Genomic DNA, 17,939 nt, shown 5'->3' with positions numbered 1-17,939 from the left:
CACCTTCTGTATGATGTTCCTCCTTGCCTGATGTTCCCCCGTAGTTCAGTCGGTAGAACGGCGGACTGTTAATCCGTATGTCACTGGTTCAAGTCCAGTCGGGGGAGCCAATTCCTCACCATCTCGGTGCAAGTTATCCACTTTAGTGCCCTCTCCTGCCAATTTTAATGCACAAGACCCTTCTTGCTGCTGACGCTCCCTTTTGTTACCCGTTCCGGCTCGACAGAATTTTCTCCTGTCGCATCTAACTATTTGATTTTTATACAAACATTTTTCTTCCGGTATTTTTTGAACAGCCCTTGCATCCCAGTGCTGGCGCGGCTTTCAGGGCGATGAACAAGTTTCATGAACAGGGTTATCCACAGATTCTGTGGGTAAGTGCAGCAAGCCCTGTCAGGACGCGGGATTGCCCTTGATGGCCCCCGGCGAAGAGTCATTTTGCTGGCCAACCTGATTTTATGCTGTTTTTTGCTCCCTCCGGAACCACCTAGTGACAGGCTCTATTGGCACTTTTCAGAAGCATCTTTTTGCCAACCCATGCCCCGTGGGCGAGCGGGTAAATATCAAGCTGATTTACCCCTCAGCCAACCATGGCGGCCATCGGTTGAATCTGCTGAAACTGATCCCCGCCAAGCGGTCGGACAGCAGAATCTAAAAAATCGTCCTGCGCCAGAGCGCTTCGGTCGCGGGCAGCAGATTTCACTAATTGACAACGACGGTTACAGCAAAAATTGCCAGATTTCATCCGCTTGTCTCCCTATCACGCCGCCGGTTCCACAAATAGCGTCCGATTAATCGCTCCCTTGCGCTTCTTTATTGGGGATAGATCCGGCACAATATCGACCCCACTTTTTTCCTCGGTTTTTCCGGGCATGACCATAGATTTCGTGACACTGCTACATCAAAGCGACTCCCTGCTGCTGTTCGTGGTATTGGCCTTCGGCCTGCTGCTTGGCAAGGTGCGAATTGGCAACTTTCAGATTGGCAACACCATAGGTGTGCTGTTTACCGCCCTGCTGTTCGGCCAGATGGGCTTCGAATTTGCAGCCACCACTGAAAACGTCGGCTTTATGCTGTTCATCTTCTGTGTGGGGATCGAGGCGGGCCCTCACTTCTTCAGCGTCTTCCTGCGCGACGGCATCCACTACATCACCCTGACCTTGGTGATTTTGCTGACCGCCCTGTTGCTGACGGTGGGGCTCGCCAAGTTCTTCAATCTGGGGCCGGGCATGGCAGCGGGGATCCTGGCGGGTTCCCTCACCTCGACCCCGGCGCTGGTGGGCGCCCAAGATGCCTTGCGCAGCGGTCTTCTCAACCTGCCCCATCAGACCGACATGCAGGCGGTGCTCGACAATATGGGCATCGGCTACGCCCTGACCTATCTGGTGGGTCTGGTGGGCCTGATGCTGGTGGTGCGCTATCTCCCATCGCTGGCACGCCTCGACCTCAATACCGAGGCGCAAAAAATCGCCCGCGAGCGGGGTCTCTCCGACAGCGAGAGTCGCAAGACCTATCTGCCCATCATCCGCGCCTATCGGGTTGGTCCCGAGCTGGCAGCATGGATCGGTGGTCGTACCCTGCGAGAGACCGGCATCTATCCCCATACCGGTTGCTATGTAGAGCGGATCCGCCGCAACGGCATTCTCGCAAGCCCCGATGGCGATGCCGTCATTCAGGAAGGGGACGAGATCGCCTTGGTGGGCTATCCCGAGAGCCACGAGAAGCTGGACGTCAACTACCGCAACGGTAAAGAGGTGTTTGATCGCAACCTGCTTGACCTGCAGATCGTCACCGAAGAGATAGTGGTGAAAAACGACTCCGTGGTCGGCCGCCATCTGGTGGAGCTCAACCTCACCGAGAAAGGGTGCTTCCTCAACAGGGTGGTGCGCTCCCAAATCGAGATGCCGTTCGATCGCAACATCATGTTGCAAAAGGGCGACGTGCTGCAGATCAGTGGCGAGAAGCAGCGGGTCAAACTGCTGGCCAACAAGATCGGCTTTATCAGCATCCACAGCCAGACCACAGATCTGGTGGCTTTCACCACCTTCTTCGTACTCGGCCTGCTGATCGGCTCCGTTTCGCTGGTGTTCGGTCAGATCGAATTCGGCCTCGGCAACGCCGTCGGCCTGCTGCTGGCGGGCATTTTGATGGGTTACCTGCGGGCCAACCACCCGACGGTCGGCTACGTGCCGCCAGGCGCGCTCAGATTGGCCAAGGATCTCGGTCTGGCGGTCTTTATGGTGAGTACGGGCCTGAAAGCTGGTGGCGGCATCCTCGACCACCTCAGCGAGGTGGGTACGGTAGTGCTCTTCTCCGGCATGCTGGTGACCACCTTGCCGGTGCTGGTAGGCTATCTGTTCGGGGTCTGGGTGCTCAAGATGAACCCGGCACTGCTGCTCGGTGCCATCACAGGTGCCCGTACCTGTGCCCCGGCGATGGATGTGGTCAACGAGGCAGCCAACAGCTCCATTCCGGCGCTCGGTTATGCCGGTACCTATGCGGTGGCCAACGTGATGCTGACGCTGGCGGGCTCCTTTATCATCGGCTTCTGGTTCTAGCCAGTACCCATCACATTACCGCTAACAAAGAAGGGAGCCTCAGGCTCCCTTCTTGCTATCTGCCCCGCTAGAGAGATGTAGATCAGGCTCATTGGTGTGATGTCACCTCCCCCCCTCCATCTGCACTGAACTCTGCCACCAACCCACTCTTCCTATTCCACAATTGCCGATGCTCTGCTCTGCTCTGCTCTGCTCTGCTCTGCTCTGCTCTGCTCTGCTCTGCTCTGCTCTGCTCTGCTCTGCTCTGCTCTGCTCTGCAATGAGTGATGGTAGATCCCGAAGACAAAAAAAAGCGCCCTGAGGCGCTTTTTTCATATCAACCGGATATCAGCCTTTGAACTTGCTGAACACCAGGGAGGCGTTGGTACCGCCAAAGCCGAAGCTGTTGGACATGACAGTGTTGAGTTCGGCCGCTTCGTACTCGCGCACGATGGGCAGACCTTCCGCTTTCTCGTCCAGAGTCTCGATGTTGATGCTGGGGGCGATAAAGCCGTGTTCCATCATCAACAGGGAGTAGACAGCCTCGTGCACGCCCGCAGCGCCCAGCGCATGGCCGGTCATCGCCTTGGTGGCAGAGATCTTGGGACCGTTGGCGCCAAACAGCGTCTGGATAGCTTCCAGCTCTTTGGTATCACCGACCGGAGTGGAGGTACCGTGGGTGTTGATGTAATCAACCTTGCCGACACCCTGCATCGCCATCTTCATGCAACGCACCGCGCCTTCACCGCTCGGCGCGACCATGTCATAGCCATCGGAGGTAGCACCGTAACCGGTCAGCTCGGCATAGATGTGAGCGCCACGGGCCAGCGCATGTTCCAGCTCTTCGATCACCAGAATGCCGCCGCCACCGGAGATAACGAAACCGTCGCGGTTCGCATCATAGGTACGGGACGCTTGTTCCGGCGTGTCGTTGTACTTGGTGGAGAGGGCACCCATGGCGTCAAACTGGATGGTAGAGGACCAGTCCAGCTCTTCACCGCCACCGGCGAAGACCACATCCTGTTTGCCAAGCTGGATCAGCTCAAGCGCGTGACCGATGCAGTGCGCAGAGGTGGCGCAAGCTGAGCTGATGGAGTAGTTGACACCCTTGATCTGGAACGGGGTCGCGAGGCAAGCAGAGGTGGTGGAAGACATGGTGCGTGGCACCATGTAAGGACCCACACGCTTGACCCCTTTCTCGCGGGCGATATCCACAGATTCCGAGGTGTTCTTGCCGGAGGCACCACCTGAACCGACCACCAGGCCGGTACGCTCGTTGGAGACCTGATCTTCCGCCAGACCGGCATCTTCAATGGCCTGCTGCATGGAGAGGTAGGCGTAGGCCGCAGCGTCGCCCATGAAACGCATGACTTTACGGTCGATCAGTTCAGACGGATCGAGTTTGATGTTACCCCAGACACGGCTGCGCAGGTTGTGCTGCTCGAACTGCTCGGAATAGGTGATGCCGGATTTACCTGCTTTCAGGGAGGCCAGCACTTCTTCCTTGTTGTTGCCGATACTGGAGATGACGCCGATACCGGTGATCACTGCTCTTCTCATTAATTCATCTCGTCTGGAAAAACTGGCGCCAAGTCTACCCGCTTTCGGCTGCCAAACTGGTCTGCTTTCACGTAGAATGCCCGCGATTTTGTGACGCGAGCCGAGGAAAACGTGAGTCAAACATCCTTACATCATGCCCGATTGGACTGGAATGAAGCGGGAACTCCTGTCTCCAGTGACTTCGGGGATGTGTACTTTTCCAATGATAACGGTCTAAGTGAAACCCGCTACGTCTTTTTGCAGCAAAACCGGCTACCTGCGCGATTTTCGCACCACGATAGTGACAGTTTCGTGATAGGTGAAACAGGTTTCGGCACAGGCCTTAACTTTCTGGCGACAATGCAAGCCTTCCTGGAACAGGCGCCCCAATCCGGTAACGGCTCCCGTCTGCACTTCATCAGTTTCGAGAAATACCCCCTGACCCAAGACGATCTGCGCAAGGCGCTGGCCGCCTGGCCTGAACTTGGCCACTTGAGTCAGGATCTTGTCGCCCAATGGCCGCTGCCGGTTTCCGGTTGCCACCGCCTTCATTTTGCGGGTGGCCGCATTCGCCTCGATCTCTGGTTTGGCGACATCAAGGATATGCTGCCGCAGGTGCCTCACCGGGCAGAAGGTCTGGTGGACGCCTGGTATCTGGATGGTTTCTCCCCGGCCAAGAACCCGGAGATGTGGACACAGGAACTGTTTGATGGTCTCGCTCGCCTCGCCCGTCCCGATTGCTCCATCGCCACCTTTACCTGTGCCGGTTTTGTCCGTCGTGGCCTGATTGCCTCCGGTTTTGCCATGAAGAAGGTGAAGGGCCACGGCAGCAAGCGGGAGATGCTGGTGGGGGATCGCACCGACAAGCAGCCGCAGCAGACCATCGCCCCCTGGTATGCCCGTCCTGCCGGACGCACTGGCGAGGTGGTGATCATCGGCGGCGGCATCGCCTCGGCCATGACGGCGCTCTCTCTGGTGGAGCGGGGTCGCAAGGTGACGTTGCTGTGTGCAGATGGCGAACCGGCCACCGGCGCCTCCGGCAACCGCCAGGGGGCGCTCTATCCCCTGCTCAACGGCGAGCACGATGCCCTGTCACGCTTCTATTCGCTCGCCTTTGGCTATGCCCGCCAACGGCTGCTGGCGTTGGCCGAACGCCATCCTATCGCTTTCGAATTATGTGGAGTGACCCAGCTCGGCTATGACGACAAATCGGCAGCCAAGCTGGCGAAAATGAGCCAGGGCCCCTTCCCGTCCGAACTGATGCATCCCCTCTCTACAGCAGAGGTAGAGCAGGTGGTTGGCCTGCCCTGTGGCCACAGCGGCGTCAGTTACCCGCTGGGGGGCTGGCTCTGTCCGGCCGATCTCACCCGAGCCGCCCTGAAAGAGGCGCAAGCCAGCGGCCTGCTTGAGGTGGTGTTCAACACCGAGGTGGTTGCCATTGCCGAGCAGACAGATGCTTGGCACATAGAGAGCCAGGACGGCCGCCACTGGCAGGCCCCCAATCTGGTGGTCGCTGCCGGTCACCAGTTGCCAGCATTGCTCCCCTTTGCCGAGCTGCCGCTCTATCCGGTGCGCGGTCAGGTGAGCCATGTGCCGACCACGGCCAGCTTGCGTCAGCTCAAGACCGTGCTCTGCTACGATGGCTACCTCACGCCAATGCACAACGCTCACCACTGCATCGGTGCCAGCTATGGCCGCAATCAGAGCAGCCTTGATTTTCGTGTCGAGGAGCAAATCCAGAATCAGGTGCGGTTGCAAGCCTGCCTGCCGGAGCAAACCTGGCCAGCCGAGGTGGATGTGAGCGGCAACGAGGCGCGCGTGGGGGTGCGTTGTGCCAGCCGGGATCACCTGCCGGTGGTGGGGCCAGTGGCCAGACTGCAAGGTCTGGCGGATCACTATGCGCAACTGCAGCATGATCAGCACAACGCCCAGCCACTCCCCCTTCACCCCGGCCTCTATGTGCTGGGGGCGCTCGGCTCGCGGGGCCTCTGCTCGGCGCCGCTCTGTGGCGAGCAGCTCGCCAGCGAGATCTGCGGCGATCCCCTACCGCTGGCCGCCGATCTGCTGGAAGCGCTCCACCCTGCCCGTTACTGGGTACGCAAGCTGCTCAAGGGCAAAGCGCTGGTCTGAACCGGACTCTGCAAACAAATAGAATGGCCGCCCATCAGGCGGCCATTCTATTTATCAAATCGTGCGATGCTGAATATTGCGTCTTGAGATAGCGCTTACTTGGGCCAGTGCACCCCGAGCTGTTCGCCGTAACCTGTCTGACGCTGGAATCCGTCGAGCCGTCCCTTGATCTTGTTCAGCTCGCCACTGCCCGCTGCCCACGCGGCATAGCGCAGCGCCTGGCAATCTGCATGACCGGGTAATCCCGCAATGGCGCCACCCACCTGATTGGCCCCTTGCAGCACCATCTCCTTGAAGCGGGATTCGTAGTCAAACATGCTGGAGAGCAGCCGCCCCCAGCGCTGGCGGGCAGGATCGTTACTGTTCGCGCTCTGACGCCAGCGGGGCAGCAACACAGTGGCGTTGGTGGTCACCGTCACCCGGTTGAGCTGGCAGCGACCCGGCAACTGCTCGGTATCCAGCTGCCAGTCCACTTGATAACTCGCCTTGCCGAGTACGGGCTTGCCATTCACCTTGGGAGCACTCTGGGCAATCGCCCGGGCAAGCTGCTCCGGACTGGTTGCATTGACCTCATAAAAACGGACATTGATGCGGGACTCTGGCACCACTTGCGGCCGGCTCGGCTGAGCCTGACTCATCAGGGGCAACAGCAACAACCCGACCCCCACTACTCCATAAACCTTGCTGACCATGCCAGACTACCTTCCTTGATTGCACGGGCGGAGTACCAACCTTGGTGAACCCCACCGCCACACAGATGACGGGTATAGCCTATGTGTGACGACGAGGCGGCGCAATACAATGATGCACCCAGAAATCAGAGCACGCTCACAGCTTGCGTGAGCAGAGTATGGCACAAGGCCAAAACTGTATTTTTATTGAGCATGACGGCTGATGCGCTGCCAGTCGAGGTGATAGTTTTTCACATTGATGTCATGACCATCTATCTGAATAAAATGATCATTTTTAAGACGGTTGGCAAAAAAGTCCTGATCTGCCCCCTCATTGAGCCACAGCTCGCAAAGTCCCCGTTTTCCCTCTTTGGCATAGAATCTCGGAGTGACCAGCAACGCGACCCCATCTACCCGGATGGCATGACGGGCCAGGCAGTTTGCTTCGGTGGTTTTGGATGCCAGCGCGGCAAAACGGGGTCTGTTCCCCTCGGCAACCACCAGTACACCGTAAGAGTGAGGAGCCATGAGACGCCGCATGGCGACCGCCTGATGAGGACCGGTTTGATGAAAACCGTCATTGGTTACCGCAAACACGCAAGTAGGTGAAAATAGCATCGCAAGCAGGAAAATAGAGCGTTTAATGCCTGAAAAATCACCAGCCACCATATAAAAGCCTCAAAAGACAACCAAGGCTGGCAAGGGTAGGTAGCCAAACCCGCTGGGTAAAGTACCTTTACCTTTCTTTAATTCTGTTCATGGGGTTAAACGTTGATTTAGCTCACACAACATCCTGTTTCCAGTCGCCACTCTACCCCTATCGGAATAGACTCCCTCCACTCTCATCCAATCAGAAGGCAACATATGCTGGAACTCATCGTTGGCACCCTGGTCACCCTGGTGGTGGGCCGTGCCATTTTCAAAGGATACTCCGCGACCGGGGTGCTGCTGAGCGGCGGCTTGCTGCTGCTGGTCATCACCGCCATGATGGGCAAGCCGGTACTGCCGAGCAAGGTGGTCAGCACCGGCTATATCGCAACCGATATCTTCGAATACGTCCGCTTCCTGCTCAATGACCGTGGCGGTGGACTGGGGATGCTGATCATGGTGCTGTGCGGCTTCGCCGGCTACATGAGCCATATCGGCGCCAACACCATTCTGGTCAAGCTGGCCAGCAAACCGCTCGGCATCATCAAGTCCCCCTATATCTTGCTGGTGGCTGCCTATCTGGTGGCCTGCGCCATGTCGCTGGCGGTCAGCTCCGCTACCGGCCTCGGCGTGCTGCTGATGGCCACCCTGTTCCCGCTGATGGTCAACATGGGGATCTCCCGTGGCGCGGCTGCGGCCGTGTGCGCCTCGCCGGCCGCCATCATTCTGGCACCGACCTCAGGGGACGTGGTGATGGCCGCCCAGGCCGCCAACATGCCGCTGCTGGATTTTGCCTTCAAGCTGACCCTGCCCATCTCGCTGGTGGCAATCGCCTGCATGGCGGTGACCCACTTCTTCTGGCAGCGCTACCTTGACCAAAAATCCGGTGAGCACAACGAGCCGGTCGCACCGGGTGATCTGGTGACTACCGCCCCCGCTTTCTACGCCATCCTGCCCTTTACCCCCATCATCGGGGTGCTGGTGTTTGACGGCAAATGGGGTCCGCAGCTGGATATCGTCACCATCATCGTCATGTGCATGGTGCTGGCCAGCCTGCTGGAACTCGTGCGTATCCGCAATGGCAAGGAGCTGCTGGACGGTCTGCAGGTCTGCTGGCGCAACATGGCTGATGCCTTTGCCGGTGTGGTCATGCTGCTGGTCGGTGCCGGCGTCTTCGCCCAGGGTCTGATGACCATCGGCTTTATCGACACCCTGCTGGCTCACGCGCAGGATCTCGGCTCCGGCGGCCTGATCATGATGCTGTCACTGGTGGTGATCACCACCCTGGCCGCCTTCACCACCGGCTCGGGCAATGCCCCCTTCTACGCCTTCGTAGAGCTGATCCCCAATCTGGCCAGCAGCCTTGGCATTAACCCGGCCTATCTGGTGATTCCCATGCTGCAAGCCTCCAACCTGGGTCGCACCATTTCTCCGGTCTCCGGGGTGGTGGTCGCCTGTGCCGGGATGGGCAAGCTCTCGCCGTTCGAAGTGGTCAAGCGCACCAGTATGCCGGTCGCCGTCGGCCTGCTGGTGGTGATCGTCGCCACCCAGATCATGGTTCCCGCCTGATCGCTGACCAGCCCGGCACCCTGCCGGGCTGGTATCCTCCCCCCCCTTTGCAGTAGACTCGGTGCTCATTTTCCCCCTAAGGAGGACCGAGATGAGTATTACGGTTCAACTTGCCCATTTCAGTGATTGCCACTCCCACTTCGATGGCGCGCCCATGAGCTTCTCCCCTGTCGGTGAAGGCCAATGGCGCACCCAGTGCGGCGGTTATGCCCGGATCCTGACCCGACTGACCCAACTGCGTGCCAAAGCCGCAGCAGCTGGCCAGCGTTTTCTGTTTCTGCACGGTGGCGACTCCTTTCAGGGCTCTCTCTATTTCAACCGCTTCAAAGGGCGCGCCAACGCCGACCTGCTCGCCATGCTGGCCCCCGATGCCATGGTACTTGGCAACCACGAATTCGATCTGGGCAATGGCCCGCTGGTGGAGTTCTTGCGCCAGCTCGATTTTCCGGTGCTGGCCGCCAATCTGGACAACAGTCAGGAGCCAGCCGACACGCCACTTGGGCTGTGGGATATTCCCCACCTCTACGACGCCCATCAGCCCTGGCATCGTCAGGTGATCGACGGGGTTCCCTTTGCGCTGCTCGGCATCACCCTCGCCCAGATGGCTGCCATCGCCAACCCGGATCCCCACACCCGTTTCCACGCGGTCGCCGACACCCTCACCCGGGTGCTGCGGGAGATCAAGCGCGAAGGGATCCAGCATATCGTGCTGCTGAGCCACCTCGGGCTGGATCAGGACAAGCTGCTGGCCGAGCGCTTCCCCGAGCTCAGCCTCATCATCGGTGGCCACACCCACAGCCTGCTCGGCGATCTCGCGCCGCTGGGTCTGCCAAGCGAAGGCAGCTATCCGCTGGTGAACAACGGGGTGGCCATTTTGCATGCTGGCCACAGCGCCCTCTGCCTCGGTGTCTGCGAGCTCACCTTCGATGAGGCGGGCCGTGTTGTGCAGAGTCAGGGGCAGCTGGAGTGGCTTCCCTGGCAGCCCTGGCCGTTTGCCTCCCCCCACCTGTCGGGCTCACCTTCTGCGAGCCGGATCCACAGCTTGAACAACATCTGGCCAAACGCTATCGGCCGGAGATTGAAACCATGAGCCAGCGCATCGTCACCCGACTGGCGGCGCCACTGCCCCATCAGCGACTGCCGGATACCACCCTGCCCCACGGCAGCCAGCTCGCCCCGCTGGTGGCCCGCGCCATGCTGACCGCCGCTCGTGAACAGGTAGGCGAGGTGGACTTTGCCCTGCACAATGCTGGCGGCGTGCGCTGCTCGCTGGAGCCGGGCCCCCTGAGCGAAGCAGATATCGCCGGTCGCCTGCTGCCGTTTGCCATTCCCCTCACCCTCTATCGGGTGCACGGTCACGAGTTGGCGGAAGCGCTGGAGAATGCCATCGACAACGCCACCAACAACGGCGTGGTCGGCAATGGCAATGGCAGCTTCCCCTACACCGCGGGGGTGCGATTCACCTATCAGGCCGATCGGCCCAAGGGTCAGCGCATCACCCGACTGGAGTGGGAGGCCGCCCCCGGCCAGTGGCAAGCGGTCAATGCCGAACAGGTCTATCGCGGGGTGTCGAGCGCCTATACCGCCTCCGGCAAGGAGGGTTACACCGCACTGGCGCGTACCCTGACCCAGCACAATCAGGAGCTCGGCATCACCCTGGCCGACGCCTTTATCCGCTGGGCCCGTCACCTGCCGACACTGGAAGCGCAGCCGCCCCTGCTTGAGTACCTCAGTTGATGCAGAGGGGGAATGGCTTTGCCACATCCCCCTGACGGCCAAAATTGCCGCAGCCAGCGCCCGGTTCCCTGCAAGAACCGGGCTTTTTCGAGAATATTTGCCCCACACGGGCCCGCCCCATTGCATCGCACTCACTAGCTCGGCAAGATAGGCCCGCTTTCAAGACCAGCTGCAGGAACAGGCGACTTCATGAATCACTCCATCCGTTTCACTCCCCCTCGCGTCAACCCGGGTATCAAGCCAGCCATCGTGCTGCTGACCGCCCTGCTGGCGCTGCTCTTCTGTCTGCGCAACCCGCTCTTCCACGCCATGGCGCCGGGCTTTGATGCCTCGCTGTTCGCGGTGATGGGCAAGATGTGGAGCGAAGGGGGCGTGCTCTATCGCGACATGATCGACATCAAGGGGCCGATGATCTTCGCTCTCGACGCGCTGGGTTATCGAATGGGGGGATTTGTCGGGATCTGGACACTGGAGTGGGTGCTCTGCTGGCTCGGATTGCTGGCCAGCTGGCAGGCCTTTGCCCAGCTCGGACTCTCGTTCAAGGCGCGCCTTGGCGCCATGCTGGCGGTGCTGGCTCTCTACGGCACCCGTTACTACTACGGCAACATGACCGAGGACTGGACCTTCCACCTCGCCCTCATCGCCCAGTGGGCATTCATTACCCTGCTGCTGGACAAGGGATTTCGCTGGTGGCCGGCACTGGTGGCGGCCCTTACCTTCGCCATCGTCGCCTGGATGCGCACCAACAACGGCGCCTTCTGGGGCGCCTGGTATCTGGTGCTGTTCTGCCACTGGTGCCTGCACGAGAAGTGGCGTGACGCCATCTTGCTGCTCATCTCCAGCCTGCTGGGTCTGGCGCTGATTGGCGGCCCGCTTTACGCCTACTTCCAGCAGCATGACCTGCTGGCAGCCTTCAAATACTACGCATTCGACATCTTCTTCGAGGGGAGCTACGGCAATGGCTTCTCCCCCATGGTGGGCGCCGTCGGCCTGCTGCGCACCGGCCTTATCATGCTGCTGCCCGCCTTCATCATTCTGATGCTGAGCCGCCGTCAGGAGTGGTATCTGCCCGCCCTGCTGGCAACCCTGTTTGGGGTACTGTTCACCCTGATCGCCAACTCGGTCTCCGGCCATGTGTTCGATCACTACGACGTGCTCTATCTGCAACTGGCGGTGCTGCCGCTGGCGGTATTGCTGGATCGCAGCGAACAGCAGGCAGATGCCATCGGCCTGCTCTGCATCTCGCTGGTGGTGCTCACCGCCAGCTGGCTGCTGGCCCAGCAACTCGCCTTTGGCTGGAGCACCAAGGAGTGGTCCCTCGAGCGGGTCAACGAGGTGCTCGGCACCAGCCTGCTGTGGGCGCTGCCTGTGCTGATCCTCATCCCCCTCTGGCGCGCCTGGGATGTGCGCAGTGCCACCCCCTGGCTGGCAACGCTGGCCATGCTGCTGCTGATGATCAACAACGCCTGGGAAGGCACCCTCAAGGGTCGCCCTTTCAATCCGGCCGCGCAGGTACGGGTTGATCGCATCAAGGCCGAGACAGTCCCGAGCGACAAGATCTGGGTCGATGGCATCCAGCCGCAATATTATCTCTGGACCGATCGCCAGCCGGCGTCCGCCTACCTCTTCTTTGCCAACGTCAATCCGCCCTATGACGTGCGCGAGCGAGTGCTGGCCGATATCCAGCGCCAGAATCCGAAGTTCATCATCGCCAAGCCGGATCGGGTGAGCGAGGAGCTGAAAAAACCGAGCACCCCTTCCCATCTCGCCTTCTATCAATACCTGACCAGCCACTACGAAGAGGTGGATCCGGGTCTCTATCGCCGACGCTGATCGTCAATACGCCCCGCAGGGCGGCCATTGTTGCAATGGCCGCCCTTTTTCTTGCGCCAGAACCCCTTGCAGCAGCGGCCCGCAGTAGGCAAGCCCGCCCGAGATAACTACAATGACGCTCTTTTTGATGTAACGAGTGACACCATGGCGGAACTGACTTATCTGGGCGGCTATCCCGACCCTCTCAAGGCACAGGTACAGCAGCTGATTGCGGCAGGCAAGCTGGGGGAGATGCTGGCCAAACGCTATCCGGAAAGCCACCAGATCCAGAGCGACAAGGCGCTGCTTGCCTACACCATGGAGCTGAAGAACCGCTACCTCAAGAGCTCGGCGCCCCTGTCAAAGGTGGTGTTCGATGGCAAGATCAACGTGATCAAGGATGCCCTCGGCCTGCACACCTACGTCAGCCGGGTACAGGGCAGCAAGCTCAAGGCCAAGAACGAGATCCGCATCGCCGCCCTGTTCAAGGAGGCGCCGCCCCCGTTCCTGAAAATGATCGTGGTGCACGAGCTGGCCCATATCAAAGAGAAGGATCACAACAAGAGCTTCTACCAGCTCTGCCAGCACATGGAGCCCGACTATCATCAACTGGAGTTTGATCTCAGGCTCTGGCTCACCTGGCGTGATATCGACAAGGCCAACCGCTAGGCTGACAACCGTTTCAGGGAGGAAACATGTCATTTGCCGCCATCCCCTTTGGTGCCACGCACTTTATTGCCACTTTGGTAATGGCCAACATGGGCCGCGCAGCCCATCCCCGCCGCGCGTCACGCGGGCTGCTGGCGCTGCTGTTTTTGCTCGCAGGCCACGGCGCCCGTGCCGATGAGCGCTGGCAGAGCGACAGCTATCTCACCGAGAGCTTTATGGCCATCGCCATGGAGCGGGAGTATGGCGAAGCCAGGCAGACCCGTTTTGCCCGCTGGCAGCAGCCGATCCGGCTGCAACTTATCAACGAGTCGGGTGACAAGCCGCTGCAGGCCGACGTGGTGAAGGTACAGGCGGCCCATCTGGCCCGCATCACCGGCCACTCCATCAGCATGGTGGCCGCAAAGCCCAACCTCACCCTGATCATGACCGACTACAGCAAGATGAAGAGCTGGGCCAACCGCACCATGGGGGAGGATCCATCGGTCAAGATGGCGCTCAAGGAAGGGCTCTGCCTTGCCAACTTCGCAACCAATGCGAAACACGAGATCAGCCGTGCCACCATCATCATTCCGGTAGACTACAGCCGGGCCAAGGGACGCTTTCTCGACTGCGTGGTGGAGGAGTTCACCCAGGTGATGGGGCTGCCCAACGACTCGGACAAGGTGTTTCCCTCCATCTTCAATGACAACAGCATCGACAGCTTTTTGACCGGCCTCGACTATGTGCTGCTCAAGATGGCCTATCACCCTGCCCTCAAAGCCGGGATGAGCAGTGACGAGATCCGCGCCGCACTGCCTATCGCACTGGCCGATCTGCGCGCCAAAGGGGAGATCCGCGAAGCCAATCGCCGGGTGCAGCAGCAGAGCCTGAAAAGCTGGGCGGGACTGTAACGGCATGGCTCAACCCAGAGTCAGACAAGCCACCGCGAACCTCTCACCACCCACAAAAAACGCAGCCACCTGGCTGCGTTTTTGTTGTCCGGGGATCGGCGGATCATTCGCGGGCATGCCCGTTTATCAGCAACCCATTTATCCAACGCCCGAGTTATCCACTGACAGTGCGGGATCAGGAGGCGACGTTCTCTTCCGGCATCCAGCTCTCGGCGTTCTCCCACACCTCCTGCACCATGGCTTCGGCCAGCTCTTTGTCTTCCTTGCTGGCACGGCTGACGGTCAGAGCCATGGCACTGCCTGGCGCGACCCGCACATGGATGTCGGGAAATTTTTCGCCAAGCTGCTTGAGCAGCTCCTGACGTAGCGCCTCCATGGTCGAGGTCGGGATCTGATGTTTTCTGTCGATGATGATTTCAAGACGCATAGGAAACTTCTCCATGATTTATAACTGTATTTTTATCCAGTATTCATGGAAAGTAAAGTGCCAACTTGCACCAATCAAAAAAGATCCAGCTGCTGGCCGCAGATCCGGTCGAACGACTCGCCGATAAAGGGCAGGATGGCATCGGCAATGGGCCGCAACTGCTTGTCGATATAGTGTTCGTAATCGATGGCACTGCGCCGGTACTCCAGCGGCTCGGGGCCATTGAGGGTCATCAGATAGGCGATGGCGCCCCGATGCTGATAGCGCTGGGGCAGCCCGCGGCGCAGGTTCTCCTCATCGGCCAGCCGCGCCGCCCGCACATGGGGCGGCACATTCTTTTGATACTCCTCGAGCTTCTGGCGCAGCCGTTTGCGGTAGATAAGCAGATCGTCGTGCAGGCCAGCGCGAGTCTCATCCACCATGGTGCGCACATAGCCGCTGGGATCTTCATCGTGAAACACCAGTTCATAGAGGCGGGTCTGAAACTGCTTGGCCAGCATGGTCCAGTCGGTGCGCACCGATTCGAGCCCCTTGAATACCAGCTGTTCACTCCCCTCACTGGCCTTGCCAACCAGCCCCGCATAGCGCTTCTTGCTCCCCTTCTCCAGCCCGCGGATAGTGGGCATCAGAAAGCGGCGATAGTGGGTCTCGTACTGGATCTCCAGATAACTCGGCAGGTCGAACTCGCGCCTAATCAGTGCAGCCCAGTTATCGTTGATCATTTGCGCCAGTCGCTGGCCGATCTCATCCGCCTCATCCGGGCTGGTCTCGCGCCCCAGATGGACAAAGGTGGAGTCGGTATCGCCATAGATCACCTCGAACCCCTTCTCTTCAATCCACTCGCGGGTCTGCTGCATGATGCTGTGGCCACGTAGGGTGATAGATGAGGCTAGGCGCGGATCATAGAAACGGCAGCCCCCCGACCCCAGCACGCCGTAGAAAGAGTTCATGATGATCTTGATGGCCTGGGAGAGCGCCTTGTTGCTGGCCGCCTTGGCCCGATCCCGCGCCGCCCACAAGGTAGCGATGAGACCCGGCAAGAAGTGCCGCTCGCGGGAGAACATGGCGCCGCGAAAGCCCGGAATGGCGTGCTCGGGATGCTGCAGCCCTTCGATAAGTCCCATGGGGTCGATGCAGAAGGTGCGGATGATGCTGGGATAGAGACTCTTGAAATCGAGCACCAGCACATGGCGATAGAGGCCGGGTTTGGAGTCCATCACATAGCCACCTGGGCTCGCCAACCCCCCATCGGCCGGCAGATTGGGGGCCACGTAGCCGCCACGATGGAGCCGCGGCAGATAGAGGTTGGTAAAGGCCGCCACCGAGCCCCCAACCCTGTCCAGCTCAAGGCCGGTGAGGGAGGCACGCTCGATGGCAAAGGGGATGAGGTGGCAGTAATCGAAGATCTCCCACACCAGCTTGCAATCTTCCAGGTTGTAGCGAGCGAGCGCCTCCTTGTCGGAGTGGAACAACTCGGTGATCTTCTCCCCCCGATTGGCCACGTCCTCGATATCCTTGCCACGGCCAAGCAGTTCGCTTGCCACCGCATCCAGGCTGTAGCTGGCAAACTGCCAGGTGGCGCTTTTCAGGGTATCGATGCCATCGAGCACCATGCGCCCGGGGATAATAACGTTGCCGGTCTGGGGATCGCCCCGTGACGAGCGCCAGAAGCAGAGCTCGCGCCCCCGCCCGAGCCGCAGCCGCCGCTTGTTAAGCTCGGCGCGGCGTAGCAGCAGGCGAAAATCAAAATTGACCACGTTCCAGCCGATGACCAGATCGGGGTCATGCAGGCTGAACCAGCTCTCCAGCGCACTCAGCAGGGAGCTCTCGTCCTCTACCCACTGGACCTGGGTGCCCCAGCTCTCGGCATCCGCCTCCGGGGTGCCGATCATGATGACCCGCGCATCCTGCTCGCTGTAAAGACCGACCGAGAAGAGGGCCCCGTCCATGGCGCACTCCACATCCAGCGACACCCAGGAGAGGGTTGGCGTCACCGCCTGCGGCGCGCAGCGCGCCTCGTTCACCTCCCAGTAGCCCTGCTTGCCCCCCTTTTTTACCGCCCGGCCATCAAAGCGCACGCCAGCGGTGATGAAGCGTTCCATCAGGAAGCGCTCCGGCAGCCGGATATCCGCCTCGAAGTGCTCCAGACCGCGAATAAGCAGCAGCTCGATGGCGCGGTGAAAGGCGCTCAGGGTAGCGAAATAGCAGCCCACCACAGGGCGACCGTCGAAGGTGTGCATCGGCAGGCGGCGAAACCGTCCGCTCACCCCGGCCCCCTTGAACAGCTCGGCGGCTTCTGCCATATGGCTCTGCGGCAGGAAGAACACCGGCTCCTGCCCCGGCACCACCACCCGTACCGGCCCCTGCGCGCTCCAGAGCCACATCACGATTTCGGTGGTTGCAGGCAGCCCGTTACGACCGCGCACGTCCCGACCGTGGCGGGTCAGGATAAAACCGTCGAGGGGCGGAGTGGCGGGTACGGTGGGCTGGGTTGCAGTCATGAAGCGTAAAAGGGCTGTTCGAGAATGGGACTATTGTACGTTCATACAGTGCCTGCTCGCAATCGTCACGCGGGCTGCGAGGCGGGAGTCAAACTGGTAAGCTCGATCCGGCCGTTATTCCCGCCCATCCCGTTCTGACCACTCTTCACCGACGAAAGGAGTCTATGTGGCAATCTATTCTCTGCTGGATCAGCTGGCTATCCCCTACCAGCGTGTCGATCATCACCCGGTGTTTACCTGTGAGGAGGCGAGCAGGCTGCTGCCCGACCTGCCCGCCGCCAAGACCAAAAACCTATTTTTGCGCGACCCAAAAAGCGAGCGGCTGTTTCTGGTGGTGAGTCCGGAGGAGCACCGGGTCGACCTCAAGGCGCTGGCAGCAATGCTCGGGGTCAAACGGCTGAGCTTTGGCTCCCCCGAGCGACTCGATGCGGTGCTCGGCCTTACCCCGGGCTCGGTAACCCTGCTCGCCATGGTGCGCGACAGGGAAAAAGCGGTAGAGCTGGTGGTGGACGAGGCCATCTGGCAGGCCGAACAGGTGCAGTGCCATCCGCTGGTCAACACCGCTACTCTGATCATCCGCCTCGACGACGTGCGCCGTCTGCTGACCCATCTGGACAGGGAGGCCATCGTAATGCGCTTGCCTGCTGCAACCTGCGATTAGCACAACGTCTGGCGGTTGGGTTCACCCTGCCGCCAACACAACCACCTTTCACGCAACACAATTGACTGAAAAGACAATAAAATACCCCCATGAGCTCTGATAAATCGAGTCAGCAGTTGCCATCGTGCAAGAAGTCGGAGGTGAGCAC

13 protein-coding genes, 1 tRNA gene and 1 pseudogene are annotated in these 17,939 nt (G+C 60.1%); 9 read left to right on the top strand and 6 right to left on the bottom strand.

Annotation, left to right across the window (positions count from 1 at the left end):
- Positions 1-34 precede the first annotated feature (34 nt).
- Positions 35-110: transfer RNA gene (locus ACTG2B_RS09485), tRNA-Asn, on the top strand.
- A 470-nt stretch (positions 111-580) separates the two neighbouring features.
- On the opposite strand, the gene ACTG2B_RS09480 is transcribed toward ACTG2B_RS09485, so the two are convergent.
- Entirely contained in the window at positions 581-745 is a 165-nt protein-coding gene (locus tag ACTG2B_RS09480) for a hypothetical protein (RefSeq protein ID WP_213387073.1), read from the bottom strand.
- Positions 746-872: 127 nt separating this feature from the next.
- Between ACTG2B_RS09480 and ACTG2B_RS09475 the strand changes: the two genes are divergently transcribed.
- Positions 873-2,558, top strand: a complete 1,686-nt coding sequence (locus tag ACTG2B_RS09475) for an aspartate:alanine antiporter (protein WP_005336899.1) — start codon at positions 873-875, stop codon at positions 2,556-2,558.
- Between the two features lie 327 nt (positions 2,559-2,885).
- Here the strand turns inward: ACTG2B_RS09475 and fabB are convergent, their stop codons facing one another.
- Positions 2,886-4,097 (bottom strand): beta-ketoacyl-ACP synthase I, encoded by a 1,212-nt coding sequence (fabB, locus tag ACTG2B_RS09470; RefSeq protein ID WP_194496353.1) that lies wholly within the window; start codon positions 4,095-4,097, stop codon positions 2,886-2,888.
- Between the two features lie 90 nt (positions 4,098-4,187).
- Between fabB and mnmC the strand changes: the two genes are divergently transcribed.
- Positions 4,188-6,206: a bifunctional tRNA (5-methylaminomethyl-2-thiouridine)(34)-methyltransferase MnmD/FAD-dependent 5-carboxymethylaminomethyl-2-thiouridine(34) oxidoreductase MnmC gene (mnmC, locus tag ACTG2B_RS09465; RefSeq protein ID WP_247822714.1), complete on the top strand. Its 2,019-nt coding sequence runs from the start codon at positions 4,188-4,190 to the stop codon at positions 6,204-6,206.
- A 95-nt stretch (positions 6,207-6,301) separates the two neighbouring features.
- Here mnmC and ACTG2B_RS09460 read toward each other — a convergent pair whose 3' ends face one another.
- Positions 6,302-6,898 (bottom strand): DUF922 domain-containing protein, encoded by a 597-nt coding sequence (locus tag ACTG2B_RS09460; RefSeq protein ID WP_064335946.1) that lies wholly within the window; start codon positions 6,896-6,898, stop codon positions 6,302-6,304.
- Positions 6,899-7,081: 183 nt separating this feature from the next.
- Positions 7,082-7,546 (bottom strand): hypothetical protein, encoded by a 465-nt coding sequence (locus ACTG2B_RS09455; RefSeq protein WP_236272406.1) that lies wholly within the window; start codon positions 7,544-7,546, stop codon positions 7,082-7,084.
- Positions 7,547-7,741: 195 nt separating this feature from the next.
- Between ACTG2B_RS09455 and dcuC the strand changes: the two genes are divergently transcribed.
- From dcuC to ACTG2B_RS09430, 5 genes and pseudogenes are all read left to right on the top strand, one after another.
- Complete coding sequence (gene dcuC, locus ACTG2B_RS09450) at positions 7,742-9,094, top strand: anaerobic C4-dicarboxylate transporter DcuC (RefSeq protein WP_005336914.1); 1,353 nt, start codon at positions 7,742-7,744, stop codon at positions 9,092-9,094.
- Between the two features lie 91 nt (positions 9,095-9,185).
- A pseudogene (locus ACTG2B_RS09445) lies at positions 9,186-10,831 on the top strand (bifunctional metallophosphatase/5'-nucleotidase).
- Between the two features lie 189 nt (positions 10,832-11,020).
- Positions 11,021-12,664, top strand: coding sequence for a hypothetical protein (locus tag ACTG2B_RS09440; protein ID WP_439995588.1), 1,644 nt, complete (start codon positions 11,021-11,023; stop codon positions 12,662-12,664).
- A 144-nt stretch (positions 12,665-12,808) separates the two neighbouring features.
- The gene (locus ACTG2B_RS09435; protein WP_005333421.1) at positions 12,809-13,312 is read left to right on the top strand and encodes a M48 family metallopeptidase; all 504 of its coding nucleotides are present in this window, start codon (positions 12,809-12,811) and stop codon (positions 13,310-13,312) included.
- Positions 13,313-13,338: 26 nt separating this feature from the next.
- The gene (locus ACTG2B_RS09430; protein WP_421278568.1) at positions 13,339-14,202 is read left to right on the top strand and encodes a DUF2927 domain-containing protein; all 864 of its coding nucleotides are present in this window, start codon (positions 13,339-13,341) and stop codon (positions 14,200-14,202) included.
- Positions 14,203-14,377: 175 nt separating this feature from the next.
- Here ACTG2B_RS09430 and ACTG2B_RS09425 read toward each other — a convergent pair whose 3' ends face one another.
- Positions 14,378-14,629: a DinI family protein gene (locus ACTG2B_RS09425; RefSeq protein ID WP_005333426.1), complete on the bottom strand. Its 252-nt coding sequence runs from the start codon at positions 14,627-14,629 to the stop codon at positions 14,378-14,380.
- Positions 14,630-14,703: 74 nt separating this feature from the next.
- The gene (locus ACTG2B_RS09420; RefSeq protein ID WP_439995587.1) at positions 14,704-17,130 is read right to left on the bottom strand and encodes a DNA polymerase II; all 2,427 of its coding nucleotides are present in this window, start codon (positions 17,128-17,130) and stop codon (positions 14,704-14,706) included.
- Between the two features lie 166 nt (positions 17,131-17,296).
- Between ACTG2B_RS09420 and ACTG2B_RS09415 the strand changes: the two genes are divergently transcribed.
- On the top strand, positions 17,297-17,791 hold the full coding sequence (locus ACTG2B_RS09415; protein ID WP_279487568.1) for a prolyl-tRNA synthetase associated domain-containing protein: 495 nt from the start codon (positions 17,297-17,299) through the stop codon (positions 17,789-17,791).
- The last annotated feature ends 148 nt before the right edge of the window (positions 17,792-17,939 follow it).

It is taken from the genome of Aeromonas sp. 30P, from assembly GCF_051919805.1.
Lineage (GTDB): Bacteria > Pseudomonadota > Gammaproteobacteria > Enterobacterales > Aeromonadaceae > Aeromonas > Aeromonas veronii.
The sequence above is the reverse complement of the archived record's forward strand: the minus strand, read 5'-3'. Positions and strand labels throughout refer to the sequence as shown.

Coding starts and splice junctions, on each gene's coding strand:
- ACTG2B_RS09480 (WP_213387073.1), bottom strand. CDS start 745: ATGAAATCTGGCAATTTTTGCTGTAACCGTCGTTGTCAATTAGTGAAA.
- ACTG2B_RS09475 (WP_005336899.1), top strand. CDS start 873: ATGACCATAGATTTCGTGACACTGCTACATCAAAGCGACTCCCTGCTG.
- fabB (WP_194496353.1), bottom strand. CDS start 4,097: ATGAGAAGAGCAGTGATCACCGGTATCGGCGTCATCTCCAGTATCGGC.
- ACTG2B_RS09460 (WP_064335946.1), bottom strand. CDS start 6,898: ATGGTCAGCAAGGTTTATGGAGTAGTGGGGGTCGGGTTGTTGCTGTTG.
- ACTG2B_RS09455 (WP_236272406.1), bottom strand. CDS start 7,546: ATGGTGGCTGGTGATTTTTCAGGCATTAAACGCTCTATTTTCCTGCTT.
- dcuC (WP_005336914.1), top strand. CDS start 7,742: ATGCTGGAACTCATCGTTGGCACCCTGGTCACCCTGGTGGTGGGCCGT.
- ACTG2B_RS09440 (WP_439995588.1), top strand. CDS start 11,021: ATGAATCACTCCATCCGTTTCACTCCCCCTCGCGTCAACCCGGGTATC.
- ACTG2B_RS09435 (WP_005333421.1), top strand. CDS start 12,809: ATGGCGGAACTGACTTATCTGGGCGGCTATCCCGACCCTCTCAAGGCA.
- ACTG2B_RS09430 (WP_421278568.1), top strand. CDS start 13,339: ATGTCATTTGCCGCCATCCCCTTTGGTGCCACGCACTTTATTGCCACT.
- ACTG2B_RS09425 (WP_005333426.1), bottom strand. CDS start 14,629: ATGCGTCTTGAAATCATCATCGACAGAAAACATCAGATCCCGACCTCG.
- ACTG2B_RS09420 (WP_439995587.1), bottom strand. CDS start 17,130: ATGACTGCAACCCAGCCCACCGTACCCGCCACTCCGCCCCTCGACGGT.